The organism is Nitratiruptor sp. SB155-2 (assembly GCF_000010325.1).
Lineage (GTDB): Bacteria > Campylobacterota > Campylobacteria > Campylobacterales > Nitratiruptoraceae > Nitratiruptor.
Genome location: NC_009662.1, coordinates 673,191 through 689,028 on the forward strand (window position 1 = coordinate 673,191; position 15,838 = coordinate 689,028).

General features: G+C 40.1%; 17 protein-coding genes. 12 read left to right on the top strand and 5 right to left on the bottom strand.

The window, feature by feature from the left end; all coding sequences use genetic code 11:
• Positions 1-5: 5 nt before the first annotated feature.
• The 6 genes from NIS_RS10405 to NIS_RS03690 all read left to right on the top strand — a co-directional run bounded on the left by NIS_RS10405 (position 6) and on the right by NIS_RS03690 (position 5,241).
• Positions 6-1,631: an efflux RND transporter permease subunit gene (locus tag NIS_RS10405; protein ID WP_012082044.1), complete on the top strand. Its 1,626-nt coding sequence runs from the start codon at positions 6-8 to the stop codon at positions 1,629-1,631.
• Positions 1,628-3,331: an efflux RND transporter permease subunit gene (locus tag NIS_RS10410; protein WP_012082045.1), complete on the top strand. Its 1,704-nt coding sequence runs from the start codon at positions 1,628-1,630 to the stop codon at positions 3,329-3,331. Before NIS_RS10405 ends, NIS_RS10410 begins: the two co-directional genes overlap by 4 nt.
• On the top strand, positions 3,331-3,531 hold the full coding sequence (locus NIS_RS03675) for a DUF2905 domain-containing protein (protein ID WP_012082046.1): 201 nt from the start codon (positions 3,331-3,333) through the stop codon (positions 3,529-3,531). Before NIS_RS10410 ends, NIS_RS03675 begins: the two co-directional genes overlap by 1 nt.
• A 27-nt stretch (positions 3,532-3,558) precedes the next feature.
• The gene (gene efp, locus NIS_RS03680; protein WP_012082047.1) at positions 3,559-4,125 is read left to right on the top strand and encodes an elongation factor P; all 567 of its coding nucleotides are present in this window, start codon (positions 3,559-3,561) and stop codon (positions 4,123-4,125) included.
• A 1-nt stretch (position 4,126) separates the two neighbouring features.
• Positions 4,127-4,567: a cupin domain-containing protein gene (locus NIS_RS03685; protein WP_012082048.1), complete on the top strand. Its 441-nt coding sequence runs from the start codon at positions 4,127-4,129 to the stop codon at positions 4,565-4,567.
• Positions 4,568-4,683: 116 nt separating this feature from the next.
• Positions 4,684-5,241, top strand: coding sequence for a DJ-1 family glyoxalase III (locus tag NIS_RS03690; protein WP_012082049.1), 558 nt, complete (start codon positions 4,684-4,686; stop codon positions 5,239-5,241).
• Here NIS_RS03690 and NIS_RS03695 read toward each other — a convergent pair.
• The 3 genes from NIS_RS03695 to NIS_RS03705 are packed head-to-tail and all read right to left on the bottom strand — an operon-like array spanning position 5,238 to position 7,340.
• Positions 5,238-5,753, bottom strand: coding sequence for a methyltransferase family protein (locus tag NIS_RS03695; RefSeq protein WP_012082050.1), 516 nt, complete (start codon positions 5,751-5,753; stop codon positions 5,238-5,240). The genes NIS_RS03690 and NIS_RS03695 overlap by 4 nt on opposite strands.
• Positions 5,750-6,568: a glycosyltransferase family 2 protein gene (locus tag NIS_RS03700; protein ID WP_012082051.1), complete on the bottom strand. Its 819-nt coding sequence runs from the start codon at positions 6,566-6,568 to the stop codon at positions 5,750-5,752. The genes NIS_RS03695 and NIS_RS03700 overlap by 4 nt, the downstream gene beginning before the upstream one ends.
• On the bottom strand, positions 6,537-7,340 hold the full coding sequence (locus tag NIS_RS03705) for an HAD-IIB family hydrolase (protein ID WP_012082052.1): 804 nt from the start codon (positions 7,338-7,340) through the stop codon (positions 6,537-6,539). The genes NIS_RS03700 and NIS_RS03705 overlap by 32 nt, the downstream gene beginning before the upstream one ends.
• A 43-nt stretch (positions 7,341-7,383) precedes the next feature.
• Between NIS_RS03705 and NIS_RS03710 the strand changes: the two genes are divergently transcribed.
• Positions 7,384-8,280, top strand: coding sequence for an SAM-dependent methyltransferase (locus NIS_RS03710; RefSeq protein ID WP_012082053.1), 897 nt, complete (start codon positions 7,384-7,386; stop codon positions 8,278-8,280).
• Here NIS_RS03710 and NIS_RS03715 read toward each other — a convergent pair.
• Entirely contained in the window at positions 8,275-8,802 is a 528-nt protein-coding gene (locus NIS_RS03715) for a shikimate kinase (RefSeq protein WP_012082054.1), read from the bottom strand. The two genes, NIS_RS03710 and NIS_RS03715, sit on opposite strands and share 6 nt — an antisense overlap.
• A 58-nt stretch (positions 8,803-8,860) precedes the next feature.
• Between NIS_RS03715 and dnaE the strand changes: the two genes are divergently transcribed.
• Entirely contained in the window at positions 8,861-12,385 is a 3,525-nt protein-coding gene (gene dnaE, locus NIS_RS03720; protein ID WP_012082055.1) for a DNA polymerase III subunit alpha, read from the top strand.
• Here dnaE and NIS_RS10190 read toward each other — a convergent pair.
• Positions 12,382-13,392 (bottom strand): DUF234 domain-containing protein, encoded by a 1,011-nt coding sequence (locus NIS_RS10190; protein WP_012082056.1) that lies wholly within the window; start codon positions 13,390-13,392, stop codon positions 12,382-12,384. The two genes, dnaE and NIS_RS10190, sit on opposite strands and share 4 nt — an antisense overlap.
• Here NIS_RS10190 and NIS_RS03730 point away from each other — a divergent pair.
• Genes NIS_RS03730 through NIS_RS03745 form a run of 4 tightly spaced genes read left to right on the top strand, consistent with a single transcriptional unit; the run spans position 13,343 to position 15,802 of the window.
• The gene (locus NIS_RS03730; RefSeq protein WP_041354004.1) at positions 13,343-14,005 is read left to right on the top strand and encodes a lipid-binding SYLF domain-containing protein; all 663 of its coding nucleotides are present in this window, start codon (positions 13,343-13,345) and stop codon (positions 14,003-14,005) included. The two genes, NIS_RS10190 and NIS_RS03730, sit on opposite strands and share 50 nt — an antisense overlap.
• Positions 13,993-14,205, top strand: coding sequence for a hypothetical protein (locus tag NIS_RS03735; RefSeq protein ID WP_041354005.1), 213 nt, complete (start codon positions 13,993-13,995; stop codon positions 14,203-14,205). Before NIS_RS03730 ends, NIS_RS03735 begins: the two co-directional genes overlap by 13 nt.
• Positions 14,205-14,756: an archaemetzincin family Zn-dependent metalloprotease gene (locus NIS_RS03740; RefSeq protein WP_012082058.1), complete on the top strand. Its 552-nt coding sequence runs from the start codon at positions 14,205-14,207 to the stop codon at positions 14,754-14,756. The genes NIS_RS03735 and NIS_RS03740 overlap by 1 nt, the downstream gene beginning before the upstream one ends.
• A gap of 23 nt (positions 14,757-14,779) precedes the next feature.
• Positions 14,780-15,802 (top strand): bifunctional 3,4-dihydroxy-2-butanone 4-phosphate synthase/GTP cyclohydrolase II, encoded by a 1,023-nt coding sequence (locus NIS_RS03745; protein ID WP_012082059.1) that lies wholly within the window; start codon positions 14,780-14,782, stop codon positions 15,800-15,802.
• Positions 15,803-15,838: the final 36 nt, after the last annotated feature.

Below are 15,838 nucleotides of genomic sequence, written 5' to 3' on the forward strand. Positions count from 1 at the left end.
GCATGATGAAATGTGCATATAAACCAAAAGATATTGCAGGTAAACTTGCTCTTACCTTTTTACACAACCCTCTAACCGCTCTTTTGGCAGTTTTTATTTTGGCAATTGGTTATCTTTCACTTGAAGTGATGCCTCGAGAAGAGGATCCTCAAATTGCAATCAGTGGCGGTACCATCATCGTACCTATGCCAGGAGCTACACCTAAAGAGATAGAAAATGTCGTTGTAAAACCTTTGGAAGAAAAGATTCGAGAGATCAAAGGGGTAGAGCATATCTACGGCATAGCGATGGAAAATGTTGGAATCGTTAATGTGCAATACTTTATCGGACAAAATAGAGAAATTTCAAATATGAAACTGTATGACAAAGTGATGCAAAACATGGATATGCTTCCAAAAAATGCGATGCACCCTCTTGTGAAACCTTTTGATATTGATATCGATATTCCTATACTGACATTTGCTTTTTACAAGAAAAACCCAAATTTGAGTGATGGAGAGTTTTATAAAATTATCCGAGATATCAAATATCGCGTGAACGGGGTCAAAGATGTCTCCAAAACAAATCTCAAAGGAGCCCATAAACGCCAATTCAATATTTTGGTGGATTTGGGAAAACTTTCAGGGTATCATCTCTCTCTTGGTCAAATCATGCAAGCGATCAGTTCGGTTGCCAAGGAGGTTCCTGAAGTAAAAAATAGAACAAAGAACAGCAAAATCGTCATATTTGGCGTGCCAAATGCGATAGAGAGTGTTGAAGATGTCAAAAACATCATGGTGGCAAACTATATGGGCTCACCTATCTATGTGAAAGACATTGCAAAAGTGGAAGATGGGATCAACATCCAAGATTTCAAACAGGCTCAAATTTGGACGAAAAAGCTTCACACCAAACCTCAATATACCCTGGAAGTGAGTAAACTCAAAGGGACAAATGCCGTCTTTGTTGCAAACGATGTATTAGCGCTTATCAATGAGTTGAAGCCTTATCTTGAAAAGAAAGGCATAGGATATGTCTTGACAAGAAACTACGGAAAAAGAGCAAATGACGCTGTAAACGAACTTGTTGATCACCTGCTCATCACAATCGCTATCATTGCAGTGATGCTTGTATTTTTCTTGGGATTCAAAGAGGCTCTCATCGTTACTTTTACAGTACCGGCTATTTTGGCATTGACCCTTTTCGTAGCTTATATTACTGGTCAAACAATTAACCGAATTACACTTTTTGCCTTTTTGCTTTCTTTGGGTCTTTTGGTGGATGCAGCAATTATCGTGATCGAAAACATACATAGACACCTTCACGAACATGACGCTGTTTATAAAGATATGGATACCATATTAGTCGAGGCTACCGATGAGATTGGTGCGCCTACCAATGTTGCAACTGTCGCTATCATTTTAACAATGGTTCCTATGGCATTTGTCGGTGGTATGATGGGTGAATTTATGAAGCCGATTCCATATAATGTTCCTGTGGCTCTTTTATCATCATTGTTGATCGCTTATATTTTTACACCGTATCTTGCGAAGAAGCTTTTGAAAAAACCACATATGCATCATCACCATCACCATTTCCAAAAACACGAAAAGCTACCAAGTGAATGTGATATAGATGGAGGCAAATCGTGAAAAAGTTTGAAAAATTTATATATAAAATCCTGGATAGCAAACCGAAAAAAGCTTTAGTAATCACCCTTATTCTTGCATCATTGTTTGCTTCAGTGATGATGATCCCTACAAAAGTGGTATGGGTGAAGATGCTTCCTGGTAAAAGCGCGAATACTTTCAGTGTCTATCTTGATTTACCGACAGGAAGCTCCATTGAAGAGACGAAGAAAGTCAATGAATGTGTACTGGATATCTTGAAAAAAGAGAAAGAGGTTACTGACATAGAAAGCTATCTTGGTATGGGTGCACCGCTTGATTATGCAGGACTTGTCAAAGGGAGTGCATTTAAAAACAGCGAAAATGTGGCTGAGGTCGTTGTCAATCTTACCGATAAACACGAGCGAGAAGAACGAAGCTACAATATGGTCCATAGGTTGCGACCGATTATCCAAAAGAAGTGTGAACCTTTGGTAAAAGGAACTTCAATCAAAATGATCGAGCAGCCTGCAGGGCCTCCTACTTTGGCGGCTGTTGTAGCAGAAATTTATGGTCAAAATAACGAAGAGCGAAGGGCAATTGCAAAAAGAGTTGCTTCCATTTTCAAAAAAACTCCAGGTCTTGTCGATGTGGATATCATGGAAGATGAGATATTTAGAAAGTATCTTTTGAAACCAAATATCGATAAAATCCAAAAAAGCGGTTTGGCAGTCGAGCAGGTACAAAAGATACTCTATCTCGCATTTGAGGGAATGGGTGTTGGAGTGAAAAACAGTGAAGACTATCCTTCACAAATAGAGCTCTTTTTGAGACTTTCCGATGAGACGAGACGATTTGATGATAAAACGTTGGAGTCTGTGAAAAAGAAACTAGCATCTTTTCAACTTATGAATCAAAAGGGAATGCTCGTACCTTTGTTGGAAGTAGTCGATCTTGTACCAGCAACGAACGAGCCAAAAATCATGCACAAAAATCTTCGTCGATATACCAATGTTATCGCAGAAACAGATCTTGTCTCTCAAGTCTATCCTTTGCTTGATGCACGAGAAACAATTATGAAAGAGTTCAGTAAAGAGTATAAAATAGAAAAAACCGACTATCTTTTCAATCTTCGCTTGATCAATAAAAAGACAGGTGCTGCATACGATCTCAAATGGGATGGAGAGATGAAGGTAACGCTTGATACCTTTAGAGATCTAGGCCTTGCATTTATCGCCGCACTTATTTTGATCTATCTTCTTATCGTTGTCTACTACAAAAGCTATACACTTTCAAATATCGTTATGGCAGGAAGCTTCCTCTCCATTATCGGTGTGATTGTAGGACACTGGGTTGCAGACCTCGTTACTACTGACACCTTCTTTTTGACGGCTACTTCAATGATTGGTTTTATTGCCCTTATGGGAATCAGTTCGAGAAACTCCATACTGCTTATCGATTTTGCTAAAGCGTTGATGATTGAAAAGCATATACCGAAAAGAAGATCGATTGCGATAGCGACAGCTACGCGGGCAAGACCGATTATGCTAACGGCAATTGCCATTATCTTGGGTTCGGCTCTTTTGGCGAGTGATCCTATTTTTGGTGGACTCGGAGTTGCACTTATCGGTGGTACCGTAGCGGCCGTCATCGTATCACTCATCTTTATTCCGGTATTAATGGATAACGCCAAAGCGATGGATTTCACAGATGAACATACGAAAAGTGAAGAGGAGTTCGAGTAGTGGATTTTGGTAAGATACTCGTCTTTCTGGGTATCGTATTGGTCATAGTTGGTCTTTTTATCCATTTTATCGGGCGTTTGCCCGGTGATATCTATATCAAGAAAGATGGATTTACTTTCTATTTTCCTATAACTACTTCGATAGTTCTTAGTATTGTACTTTCAGCCCTTTTATATATCTTTTCAAGATTTTTTCGATAAAATTGCAAAAACATTTTAGGAGCAGTTATGGCATATAGTATGAACGACCTGAAAAAAGGTCTACGAATAGAACTGAATGGTGTACCATACAGAATCGTGGAATATCAGCACGTAAAACCTGGAAAAGGTGCAGCGTACGTCCGGACGAAAATCAAATCACTCGTTGATGGTAGAGTTTTGGAAAAGACCTTCCATGCTGGTGATAAAGCAGAAAAACCTGATCTTGAACAAAAAACGATGCAGTATCTGTATGATGATGGCGAAAATATGCATTTTATGGATACGACAACATATGACCAAATAACATTGACCCACGAGCAAGTTGGCGAAGAGAATATTAAATTCATGAAAGATGGAATGACTGTGGATATCCTTTTTCATAACGGCAAAGCAATTTCCGTAGAGATTCCACCTGTAGTCGAACTGGAGGTGACCGAAACAGCGCCAGCTTTCAAAGGTGATACAGCAACTGGTGGTAGAAAACCTGCAACGCTTGAAACTGGTGCAGTCGTGCAAGTTCCTTTTCATATTCTTACAGGCGATGTGATCAAAGTCGATACCGTAGAAGGAAAATATCTCGAAAAAGTAAAGTAATATGAATAACAAAGCTCTTAAAATTGAGTTTGAAGCAGTAAAAAGCGATAATGCTTTTTTGCCTGGCGGTCGCGGGACCCGGAAAATTATCGTTACTAAAACATATTCCAATAAAGAGGAGGAAGTCAAAACTCCTCTTTGGAAACCGCCTTTGAAAAATGAAAAATGCCCTGTATACCGAATGAATAATGTTGAGATGTCTTTTTTTACTGAACAGGCAAAACAGGAGAGACATTACCATAAAGAAGGTACAGAAATCTACATGGTTATCGAGGGAGAATTTATTATAGAAATAGAAAATAAAATATATCGACTTTATCAAGGTGATACTATCATAGTTCCCCCTTTTTCTATACATCACGTTAAAAATGAGGGTAATAGATATTTTTGTCGTATGATAAATATAAATTGTGGTGGAATAGAAGACAAATATATTGTTTAAATGTATACTTCGTAACTTCTGTCAATTGAAAGCCATTAAAAACTCTTTATAACGTTATTGGCGACAAAACAATTGTATTTTTTTGATACAATGTGGAAAAATAGAAAGGAGGCATTATGGCAAATGTACTAGTACCACTAGCAGATGGTTTTGAAGAAATTGAAGCGATGGCGATTATTGATGTTTTGAGTCGGGCAGGAAACAATGTGACTGTTGCAGGGCTTTTCGATAATGAAGTGGAAGGAGCAAATACCGGTCTAAAGGTTCTTGTACATACGCTTTTGAAAGATGTTGAAATCGATACATATGATTTGATGGTATTGCCTGGAGGGCTTCCCGGGGCAGAGCACTTGGCAAAGAGTGAACTTGTCCAAGAGATGATTCGAAAAATGAATGAGAAAGGAAAGTATGTAGGTGCGATCTGTGCCGCACCATGGGCTTTGAAAGAGGCTGGAGTGCTAGAGGGCAAAAAACATACCAACTACCCTGGATTTGAAGAAAAAACAGGCGAAGAGGGTTATGTGGCCGATCAAAAAGTTGTCATTGATGGTAATGTCGTTACATCCAGAGGTCCGGGGACTGCGATCTGCTTTGGATTGGAGCTTGTACGACTTCTAAATGGTGAAGAGACGTATAAACAGCTTAAAGCCGGACTTTTGGCAGACTACTGCTAACAAAAAAAGAGCTCTCTCCAGCATTTTTTAGGTAGTATAGGCACCTTTTGCCTATACGCTTCATATTTTTGCCCATATTTTCTTTTGGCATCCATCTCATCGAATGTTATCATCAGTAAAAAAATAAGAATTACCTCGGTTGGAGCAATGAAAAATATAAAAGTTGGTAAACCCAATGTAAGAGCAATGGCAAGCGGTAATAGCATAAGTCCAAAAAGCATAGGGTGTCTTGTGCATCCATAGATGCCATCTGTGACGAGTCTATTTGTCTCGAGCCTTGGAAGATTGCCTTGTCTTCCTTTTTGCTTGAGCTCTTTCCCTCCTTTGGATGCTGCACAAAAGGAAATTTTCAAAAGTATGAGACCAAGAGAAAATGTAATGAAATGAAAAAGCGGAGAGAAAAGAAAATTTCTGAAATAGAGTGTATCGAAGTAGATTGAAACAATGGCTCCGCCAAATAAAAAGAGAAGCCACAGAAAAATTCTAATAATGGTTTGAGGGGAGAGTTTCAAAATTTTTCCTTCAATTGCTCTAAAATCGGCTCAAATTCTTGCAATATTTGTTGATTACCGTGTTTTTTTGCACCATTGATCAAAATGGTACATTTTTGTAGCGCTATTTCTCTCACCTTAGGATCCTCGCAAAAGGGTAGCATTGCTTTGATTCTCCACCGATCCATTCCAAAATATTTTTGGGAAAGCTGATCTTCATGTCCTCCATATTTTATGACTGTTTGTATGGGAGTAAAGCCAACGGGATATTTTTTTGTGATACGCAGCCACAGCTCATAATCCTCACATACCTCGAAATCTTCTCGAAAAAGGCCAACTTCATTAAAAAGCTCCTTTTTGATAGCAACGGCTGAAGGAGAGATGAGACAAAGGCGTAAAGAATCGTAAAAGATATAACCGCTCTTTTTTTGATGAATCTTTTTTTTATTCAAAAATTTCCCGTTACGTATCCATATTTCATCTGTTTGGTGAATTGTATATTCTGGATGCGATTGAAAAAAATCGGCATGTGTCCGCAAATGGTTCTTTTTCCACTCATCATCGCTGTCGAGCAAAGCGATAATTTTTCCTTTTGCCGCTTTGATGCCTCTGTTTCTTGCCGCGCTGACTCCTTTATTTTCTTGTCTAATTACTTGTATGGGATATCGTTCTAAAACCTTTGGAGTCTCATCTGTCGAGCCATCATCGACAACGATAAGCTCAAAATCTCTAAAAGTTTGATGAAGAACCGATTCAATAGCTCTTGCAATGAAGTTAGCTCTATTGTAAACCGGGATAATGACACTAAAGAGAGGAGAGATATTTTGCAACTGCATCTTCGTCATTGCTCCACGGCAATACTTCGTTTGCGACTTCTTTGACTTGTGGCAATGCGTTTTTGACTGCTATAGATTTTCCAGCCCACCGAAACATTCCAATGTCGTTGTGACTATCACCAAAAACGCTTACCTCTTTTGCATCCACTCCTTGGAACGCTTCCAATTCTTTTAACGCGTGAGCTTTATCACCCAAAGGATGTAAAAATGTTAAAAAATGGCAGTCTTGATAGGGGTCTTTCGATAGCTTCGACTCCACATTGTATAAAGATTTGACACAGGACTCAATCGATTGAAGAAGTTTTTCATCACCAAGATAGACCACTTTGAGATTTTTCGGCAACGCTCTAAGCTTTTCAATATTGAGTACACGGTTGTCATTTTTATAGTTTTGCAAAAGCTCTTTTTGATGGATATTGAGTTTTTTGGGATAGAGAAATCTTTCTTGCATCTTTTCATCGATTCCGACAATCAAAGGCCGTTCATCAAACTCTTTTTCAACGAGGTCTATGAAATCGTCCACAATGTTTTTTTCTAAAGCATTGATTTTTATCGGAGTGCCATCAGGAGCACAGATCATCGCTCCATCAAGCAAAATCATGGGATATTGAAGTTTCAAGTCCTTGAGTAGTTTGGAAGCACCTGTATAGCTCCTTGCTGTTGCAATGGTAAGTGGTTTTTTAAAGTTGTTCCAAACTTCTTTGCTAAAATCTGAAAGTGTCAGATCGCTTCGCAAAAATGTCTTATCGAGATCTGTGACAAAAAACTCCACCAAATTCCTTTTTTTGTTACAATTTTAGCAAAAAAGGTACTGTGTGAATCAAAAAATTTTTGAAGAGCGTATTCGAAAAATAGAACCTTCCATTTTGGAACTGCTTCATACCAAAAAAAGTTTTAGTTTTCGTATCAATCATCACAGGGCATCGACGCAAGAAGCGATTGAATTATTGGAACAGGAAGGGTATCATCCAAGAAAAGTCGAATGGGCGAATGATGTTTTCGAATTGCCGATTGAGCATAGAAAATCGATAGTCAAAAGTAGTGCCTATACACAGAATATGATCTATATCCAAAATCTCTCTTCTATTTTTTCAGCTTACTCCATTGATATAGATCCTGAGGACTGGGTGTTGGATTTGGCGGCGGCCCCAGGTGGAAAGAGCCTCATCTTTAGTGAACGAGCGAAAAAAGTGAGTGCCGTTGAACCAGATAAAGGGCGTTTTTTTAGAATGAAACGGAATTTTAAAGAGCATATGGCGAAAAATATACAGACCTACAACAAAGATGGCAGATTTATCTACAAAAGCTGTCCCGGGTGGTTTGACAAAGTCTTTTTGGATGCACCCTGCAGCAGTGAAGCCCATATCGATGGGGAGGTGACATGGTGGAATGTAAGAAGAGTTCGAAAATTTGCCAAACTGCAAAAGGAACTCATTGTAAGTGCCTATGAGAGCCTCAAACCTGGCGGGCAGATGATCTATTCTACATGTACATTTGCCCCAGAGGAGAATGAAGCAGTAGTCGATTTTTTGATCAAAAAATATCCTGAAGCTCAAGTTATGGAAGTAGAAGTTCCATTCTCCAACTGGATGAGGGGTTTGAGCGAGTGGGAAGAAAAAGAGTTTCATCCAGATGTTGCAAAAACTGTGCGAATTTTACCCAAAGGGGCGTACAGTGGTTTTTTTATGGCAAAAATTATGAAAAACTTATAAAGCAATATCTGGTAGATCTTTGATCTTATTTAAGATCTCTTCAATGAGCTCATCCGTAGTCTTGTTTTGGACATTGATAACGATGTCAGCAACTTTTTCATATTCACCGACTCTTTGTTCATAGAGTTTTTTCGCATCCTCATACGATTTAAACAGAGGTCTTTTTTTGATCTTTTTTTTGGCGTTTTTGCTTTTTGTGATGCGATCATATATCCAGTCAAAGTCTGCTTGAAGATATACCACAGTACCGATATCTTTGATGTTTTTGACTTTGTAAAATCCTCCGCCCGTCGATATGATGGAGTTTTTCACGCTGCCAGCTAGCCAGTCGGCCGTTTTTTGCTCAAGTTGCCGAAAATAACTTTCACCCTTTTTTTTGAATATTTTTTTGATTTTCGTGTTGGTAAGGCTTTCGATCAAATCATCCGTATCAATGGCGTAAATATCCGTTTTTCCGGCCATCGCTCGTGCGAGCGTTCCTTTTCCGACACCCATGAAACCGATAAGTAAAATATTCTTCATAGCACCTCTTTAGTAACATTTCTATATAATTTTATCAAAACTCATGAGCGGAGTATCCATGAAGCCAAACTTCACCCATCTGCATCTACATACAGAGTATTCCCTTTTGGATGGTGCCAATAAGATAAAAGCCCTTGCAAAAAAAGCGAAAGAACTCGGTATGAGCGCTGTTGCCATGACAGATCACGGCAATATGTTTGGAGCTATTGATTTTTACAAAACGATGAAGGCTGAAGGCCTCAAACCAATTATTGGAATGGAAGCCTATTTGCACAACTCCGATGATCTCGGTGATAAATCCACAAGACAGCGGTTTCATCTCTGTCTTTTTGCCAAAAATGAGATAGGGTATAAAAATCTGATGTTTTTAAGCTCCATGAGCTATATCAAGGGTTTTTACTACTACCCAAGAATCAATAAAAAGCTTTTAGCCGAACACAGCGAGGGGCTTATCTGTACAAGTGCCTGTTTGCAAGGTGAGGTGAACTGGCATCTCAACACCAATGAGAGAAACACGAAATTTGGCGCAAAAGGGTATGAAGAAGCCAAAAAGGTGGCTTTGTGGTACAAAGAAGTTTTTGGAGATGATTTTTATCTGGAACTCATGCGCCACGGCATCCACGATCAGTTGGCGATCGATGAGCAAATTATAAAGCTGAGCCTTGAGACTGGGATCAAAATAGTGGCTACAAACGATACCCACTACTTGGAAAAAAAGGATGCGGAACCGCACGAAGCCTTTATGTGTATCGCTATGAACAAACTCTATGACGATCCAAACAGACTCAGGCACAGTGTGCATGAGTTTTATCTGAAGTCTCCTGAAGAGATAGCAAAGCTTTATGCCGATATTCCTGAAGCTCTTGAAAATACGCAAGAGATCGTGGATAAGTGTAATCTTGAGCTCAATCTTGGAAACCCGACTCCGCCAAATTTTAAATTTACTGTGGAGTATGCCAAAGAGTATGGTTTGGAAGTACCGACAAGTGAGCGATACAGTTTTGAAAACGATGAGGTGCTGTTTGAGTATATCTGTAAGGAGGGTTTGCAAAAGAGGCTTGAGTATGTTCCTAAAGAGCAGCATCAAAAGTATTGGGATAGGCTGCAACATGAGATCGATATCATCAAAAAGATGAAGTTTCCGGGATATATGATTATCGTTTGGGACTTTGTACGAGAAGCGAAAAAAAGAGGTATCCCGGTGGGGCCTGGACGAGGGAGCGCTGCGGGAAGTCTCGTAGCATATGCCATGGGGATTACCGATATCGATCCACTCAAGTACAATCTTCTTTTCGAGCGGTTTTTAAATCCAGAGCGGGTGAGTATGCCCGATATCGATATAGATTTTTGCCAGGAGCGCCGAGGGGAAATCATCGACTATGTGGTGCAAAAGTATGGACGATACAACGTTGCGCAGGTTATCACTTTTGGTACGCTTTTGGCAAAAGGGGTGATCCGCGATGTCGCAAGGGTCTTGGGGTTAAGCTACAACGATGGAGATCGCATGGCAAAACTGATTCCAGACAAGCTTGGTATCACACTCAAAGAGGCCTATGAGCAAGAGTCAAAAATCAAAGAGCTCATTGAAAGTGATCCGAAATTTGAGCGGGTGTGGCGATTTGCATTGGCGCTGGAAGGGCTCAAAAGAAATGCCGGTATGCACGCCGCAGGCGTTGTCATAAGCAACGAAGAGCTCTGGCACAAAACTCCGCTGTATAAACCGAGCGGGGAAGAGACGATTGTTACGCAATACTCTTTGAACTTTTTGGAAGATGTAGATTTGATCAAGTTTGACTTCTTGGGACTTAAAACATTGACCGTAATCGACAATGCTGTGAAACTTGTGGAAAAACGGTACAACACGAAGATCGACTGGAACAGAATCGATCTCAATGATAAAAAAGTGTATGATCTTATCCAAAGCGGGCATACACTGGGCCTGTTTCAGATAGAATCTGATGGGATGCAGCGTCTCAATGCAAGGCTCAAACCTACAACCTTTGAAGATATCATCGCAGTACTTGCCCTTTATCGCCCAGGTCCTATGGAATCGGGCATGCTCGATGATTTTATAGAAAGAAAACATGGGCGAAAGCAGGTCTACTATCCTTTTGAAGAGGTAAGTTTCGACGAACTCAAAGAGACTTTGGAACCTACCTATGGGATGATCGTCTACCAAGAGCAGGTTATGCAGATCGTACAAACTATTGGTGGATTCAGTCTTGGCGAAGCCGATATCATCAGGCGGGCCATGGGGAAAAAGAAACGAGATCTCATGGAAGAGTACAAAAGGGAATTCGTCAAGCGTGCAAGCGAACGCGGATTTGATGCGAAAAAGAGTGAAATCCTTTTCGAGCTTATTGAGAAGTTTGCAGGATACGGATTTAACAAATCCCACTCTGCAGCCTATGCGATGATCACGTTTCAAACTGCCTATCTCAAAGCCTACTATCCGCAAGAGTTTATGGCTGCTCTTCTTACAAGCGAACAGGATAACACGGACAAGATCGTCAAATATGTGGATGAGGTGAAACGGCTTGGCATCAAACTTTTGCCACCGGATGTCAATCTTTCATCTCTTGAGTTCAACGCTACGACAATCGATGGTGAGGATGTCATCCTTTTTGGGCTTGGAGCGATCAAAGGGGTTGGGAAAAGTGCTGTTTTAAGCATTTTGGAAGCAAGAAATGAGGGGGTATTTAAAGATCTAAATGATTTCTTGCAACGGATCGATCCAAACAAAGTGAACAAAAAGGTTCTAGAAGCTTTGATCAAATCCGGTGCGATGGATTCTTTTGGATACAGCAGAAGAACGATGCTTCTTGGAATCGAAAAGATAGTCACTGCCAGCCACGAGATAGCGCGAGCCAAAAAGATGGCTGAAAACTCGCTCTTTGGGGATGCCCAGGAGCTTATCGATATCAAGGTGGAGCTGGAAGATCTAGGCGAATACGATATGAAACAGATTTTGGAGTTTGAGAAAGAGACCCTGGGATTTTATGTATCAGGGCATCCACTCGATCCATTTAGAAGTGAACTTGAAAAGATTCACTACACCCTCTCAAGTGATCTAGAAAATATAGCCGATTCTTCAGAAGCACTTTTTGTTGGGAAAGTGGAAGAGATCAAGACAAAAATCAGCAACAAAGGCAACAAATTTGGCATCGTCAGCATCATGGATTTGCATGGCAATATAGAGATGATGCTCTTTAGCGACAAATTGGAAGAACTGGAGCGAATGGATCTTGAAAAACCGGTCGCATTCAAGGTGTATGTCACAAAAAATGACAGCTTTACCCGTATCCGCTGTGACAAGATCATGAGCCTGGAAGAGGCAAAAAATGAGCATATAACGACAAAAATAGAGGAAAAATATGAAGAACCTCTTGTTATTCGACTTGATCTTACCCATGAAATTGCACGACTTGAGGAGCTTTACCATCTGGCGATGCAGCATCCTGGCAAAAAACCATTGAAACTGGTAATCGTCTCCAAACTGCAGGAGGTGGAGATAGAGTCTCAGGTCTATGTCAATGGCGACTTTGCCAAAGAGGTGCAAAGTTTGGGAGTTCAGGTGGCTTAAAACTCGAAAGAGTAGGGTTTTTTCTCTTTTCTTTTATACACCGCTTCTTCGCTCCACTCTTTGAAATCTTCCAGATCGAAAAGAAGTATATTTTTCTCTTTTGATTTTAACAATTCATTGGAGAAGCTACTTTTTGAAAAAAGAGCGTAATATGTTGGAGAAAACCCGGCGATTTGACTCTTCTTTTGTAATGATGACAGAGTCTTTTTACAGATTTTGCTATTTTTCCATTTGCATTCACCTATGATCACATTACCATTGTCCAGCTCCATCAAAAGATCGATCTCTACTTTCCTATCCCAGTAGCTTCCACTGCGAATATGTTCAGGAAAACGCTCTTTCAACAGTTCGTTGGAAAGTTCTTCAAAAGTGAAACTTACAAAATTGTCTAGATCCGATAATATAAAGGCTTGTACCTGCTCAAACTCTTGGTTATGAAGTTGTTCTAATGAAGGATAGATATATCGATACCAAAATCTGTAAAAAGCTCTGGAGAACTTGGCTTTATGCTGGATGCGATAGCGTCTAAGCTCTTTTTTGAGTCGCTTTTTTGGCTCTTTTTTGGGAAGAGTCTCTCTGCTAAACTCCTTTTCGATAATATTTTGATCAATGAAGCGTTGCAAGCTTTCATATCCCTCTTGCTCTTTGGAAAAGCTTTTTTTGATAGCAGACTCTATTTTTCTATCTCCCGTTGCCAAAGCGGAAAGAAAGAAATTGTTTTGTTGGGAGAATGGTTTGATAAAACATTCGAAATTGCGTAAAACAGTTAGAATATTTTCTTCAATACTCTTATCAAAATCGAGTGTAAAATATTGTTCTACTCCATCGAAAAGCGCGAAAGAGATAATCGCTTTTTCAATTTCACCACGTTTGAAATTTTTATAGAGTTGTATAAAACGTTTTTTAATTTTTCCTCCTTCCTTTTTGCTATAATCTATTATACTAAAAAGGGAATCGATGAGGAAATTTGCGTTACTTTTTCTTTTGGGTATATATATAATTGCCAACGAAAACGGTACGCTTATTGCAGCTGTCAATGCGCTTGATCGGTTTATGGCGCTTCCGGAAGAGAGAATTCCGCCAAAGCTTTTGAGAAGAGCTGCAGCTATTGCCATCGTACCAAATCTTATTCGCGGCGGATTTGTTGTGGGGGCTCGTTTCGGAAAAGGAGTGTTGCTTGTTAAAAATAGGAATGGATGGAGCGATCCGGTATTTATAAAACTATATGGAGGAAGTCTTGGGTGGCAGATAGGTTTAGAAAATATTGATGTGATTTTGATATTTAAAAACAGGCAAAACGCTCTTCGTCTTTTAAGTAACTCTTTGACATTAGGAGGGGATCTTTCTATTGCTTTAGGGCCGGTAGGAAGGGCTGGACAAAAAGCGACCGATCTCGGATTTCGTGCCCAGATTCTTTCGTATTCACGAAGTATGGGGGCTTTTGCCGGATTGGCGCTTGCCGGATCCAGACTTGAAGTAGATTATGAAGCGAATGCGCATTTTTATCACTGTGATCCGTACAAGATATACCAGATCATCCAGGGAAAATGTCACGTAACCAATACATATGTACAGGTACTCAAAGAGAAGCTGAGAGAATATGCTTCATGGCAAGAGTAAATAAAAAGAAACCTTTTCGGCCCAGATGCAGATACTGCAGGACCAATAAACATGTGATTCCTATCATTTACGGAAAAAATATTGATGAAACACTGCTTGAAAAAGAGAACTTAGGAGAAGTTAAAATTGGTGGCGTTGCAAGGAGTGTGGATGCACCAAACTGGCACTGTAAAGAGTGTGGAAACGAGTTTTTACGCTAATGTGCGATAGCAGAGTATTGCTTGTCGGTTTTTCATGGTTTGAACCAGAAATAGTTGCTTTTTTACAAAATGTCATCAAAGAAGTTTTAAACATTGAGACGAAGTTTATATCTGAAGCTCCTTTGCCAAGAAACGCTTATCACGCTATGCGACGGCAATACCTGGCATCCGCTTTTTTAGAACAACTCCTGTTTTTCAAAGAAAATCCCTCTGATATTGTACTTGGCATCATGGGAGAAGATCTGTATGAGCCAAATCTCAATTTTGTTTTTGGTGTTGCCACATCACTCTATGGCGTTGCAGTTATAGCGACAAAGAGGCTTCATAACCGTTTTTACGGTCTAAGTGAGGATAAACGGCTCTATATGCGAAGAGTTGCAACGGAGGCGATTCATGAGATCGGCCATGTTTTGGGATTATCCCATTGTGAAAATCCCCACTGTGTGATGCATTTTTCCAACACATTAGCCGATACGGACACAAAAGGATACCATTTTTGCCCCAGATGTGAAGAACAGGCAAAAAAAGCGATATGCACAGATAAGATATAATATCGAAAAAAATTGGAGAGGCAATGCCAATAAAAAGAGTAGAAGAGGCTCTTGAAGAGATCAAAAAAGGAAATATGGTTGTTTTGATAGATGATGAAGACAGGGAAAACGAGGGAGATCTCGTTTATGCTGCCACTTTTAGCACTCCTGAAAAAGTCAATTTTTTGGCAAGTGAGGCAAGGGGACTTATCTGTGTAGCAGTGACCAAAGATATCGCAAATAGGTTAGAGCTTTCGCCAATGGTACAAAGAAACGATTCGGCCCACGAGACCGCTTTTACGGTAAGTGTGGATGCAAAAGCGGCAACGACGGGGATTTCGGCATATGAAAGAGATCTCACCATCAGACTTCTTGCAAATCCAACTTCAGTTCCTGGTGATTTCGTAAAGCCTGGGCATATCTTCCCGCTCATCGCAAAAGAGGGGGGCGTACTGGTACGGACTGGTCATACGGAAGGATCGGTGGATCTTTGTAAACTGGCGGGTCTTCAGCCGGCCGCAGTGTTATGTGAGATTATGAATCCAGATGGAACCATGGCCAGACGGGACAGCCTGGAAGCCTTTGCTAAAAAGCACGATCTAAAAATTTTGTATATCTCCGATATCGTGGAGTATAGACTCCAAAACGAACGGTTGATTAAGAAGATCAACGAAGAGGAGATAGAATTTTTTGGTGTCAAAGCCAACAGGATCGATTTTGAGGATCATCTTGGAAACGTCCATACAGCCGTTATTTTCTATTCTGCCAAAGGAAGAACCAACGTGCGATTCCACAATGTCGCAAAAGACAAGGATCTGCTTCTAGATCAAAAGAAGTATCAGACGCTGATAAAAGCTATAGAGTATCTGAAAAAAAACAGCGGGGTCCTTATCTTTTTGGAAAACGAAAAAGTGGGAGACCAGACGAAAGAGTATGGTATAGGCGCGCAGATTCTCAAAGAGCTTGACGTCAAGGAGATAAAACTTCTAACTTCCCATAAAGGAAAAGAGTTTGTGGGACTGAGTGGATTTGGTCTGGATATTGTAGAGGAGATAGAAATCGCTTAAAATTCCTAAATTTTAAGATATGTTAATGGAACTATG

Bases quoted from the DNA above. Each gene is read 5' to 3' on its own strand.
- NIS_RS03735 (WP_041354005.1), top strand. From the start codon at position 13,993: ATGGCAAGAGTAAATAAAAAGAAACCTTTTCGGCCCAGATGCAGATAC.
- NIS_RS10405 (WP_012082044.1), top strand. From the start codon at position 6: ATGAAATGTGCATATAAACCAAAAGATATTGCAGGTAAACTTGCTCTT.
- NIS_RS03745 (WP_012082059.1), top strand. From the start codon at position 14,780: ATGCCAATAAAAAGAGTAGAAGAGGCTCTTGAAGAGATCAAAAAAGGA.
- efp (WP_012082047.1), top strand. From the start codon at position 3,559: ATGGCATATAGTATGAACGACCTGAAAAAAGGTCTACGAATAGAACTG.
- dnaE (WP_012082055.1), top strand. From the start codon at position 8,861: ATGAAGCCAAACTTCACCCATCTGCATCTACATACAGAGTATTCCCTT.
- NIS_RS03715 (WP_012082054.1), bottom strand. From the start codon at position 8,802: ATGAAGAATATTTTACTTATCGGTTTCATGGGTGTCGGAAAAGGAACG.
- NIS_RS03730 (WP_041354004.1), top strand. From the start codon at position 13,343: ATGAGGAAATTTGCGTTACTTTTTCTTTTGGGTATATATATAATTGCC.
- NIS_RS03685 (WP_012082048.1), top strand. From the start codon at position 4,127: ATGAATAACAAAGCTCTTAAAATTGAGTTTGAAGCAGTAAAAAGCGAT.
- NIS_RS03690 (WP_012082049.1), top strand. From the start codon at position 4,684: ATGGCAAATGTACTAGTACCACTAGCAGATGGTTTTGAAGAAATTGAA.
- NIS_RS03740 (WP_012082058.1), top strand. From the start codon at position 14,205: ATGTGCGATAGCAGAGTATTGCTTGTCGGTTTTTCATGGTTTGAACCA.
- NIS_RS03700 (WP_012082051.1), bottom strand. From the start codon at position 6,568: ATGCAGTTGCAAAATATCTCTCCTCTCTTTAGTGTCATTATCCCGGTT.